This window comes from Fructilactobacillus sp. X3R2C1, from assembly GCF_059901235.1.
Genome location: NZ_JBWXVA010000011.1, coordinates 1 through 1,160, shown reverse-complemented (window position 1 = coordinate 1,160; position 1,160 = coordinate 1). Strand labels below are relative to the sequence as shown.

1 protein-coding gene is annotated in these 1,160 nt (G+C 33.1%); it reads left to right on the top strand.

The window, feature by feature from the left end; genetic code table 11:
* Nucleotides 1–171: 171 nt before the first annotated feature.
* Entirely contained in the window at nucleotides 172–1,089 is a 918-nt protein-coding gene (locus AC6UDB_RS06905; RefSeq protein WP_500709536.1) for a site-specific integrase, read from the top strand.
* Nucleotides 1,090–1,160 lie beyond the last annotated feature (71 nt).

Below are 1,160 nucleotides of genomic sequence, written 5' to 3'. Positions count from 1 at the left end.
GTAGGATCGATGAACTCAAAAATCTGAAGAAATATTTGATGCAAAACATGTTTGTTTAAAAAATACGTATAAATGCCAAAGAAATTTAAATTACGATCCTGATGAGTGAAACCTTTAGGATAAAATAAGTCGTTAGCTTTCTAACGACTTATTTTTTATGGAGGTGCTTTAATGGCACAGGATGTAAAGTTTCACGAATATTTTTATCAATGGATGAGGTTATATAAGTTAGATGCGGTAAGGGATGTTACTTATGAAAAGTACATTATGACTCATAAACAGTTGGTAAAATTGGCACCAGAGTTATTACTATCAGAGCTAAGCAGATTGTCATATCAACAACTTCTTAATGATTATGCTGAAAGTCATGAACGACAAACGACGATGGACTTTCATCGACATTTAAAAGGATCTTTGATTGATGCATTAGAAGAGGATTTCATTGATCGTGATCCAACTAGAAAAGCAATTATTAAGGGTGTGAAACAACGGAAACACAAGACTAAATATTTACATCAATATGAGTTACAGGCACTCCTAAACTCATTAGATTTGGGGTCTGAAGTTAATTGGGATTACTTTATTCTATTGATAACTAAGACGGGATTAAGGTTTGCTGAGGCTCTAGGAGTTACTCCAGAGGACTTTGATTTTGCTCATCAGACACTTAATATAAGTAAAACATGGAATTATAAATCATCTGAAGGTGGCTATGCACCAACCAAGAATCGATCTTCAGTTAGAAAGATACCTTTAGATTGGCAAACAGTGATTCAATTTTCCCAGTTAACGAAAAATTTACCGCAAGATAAGCCAGTGTTTGTTCATGGCAAGGTTTATAATGATACGATTAATCATAAGTTAGAACGACTGTGTAAAAAGGTTAATATTCCAGTTATTTCGGTCCATGGATTACGTCATACGCATGCATCTTTGTTATTGTATGCTGGTGTTAGTGTTGCTTCGGTAGCAAGAAGACTGGGACATTCTAATATGACGACAACACAACAAACATATCTTCATATTATTCAGGAGTTAGAAAATCAGGATAATGATAAAGTCATGAAACATTTGGCTAGTTTGATCTAGATTGTGAAATTAAATAGCTAAAAATTTAAAAAAGCATTCATATTTTACAGTATGAATGCTTTTTTGCTTAA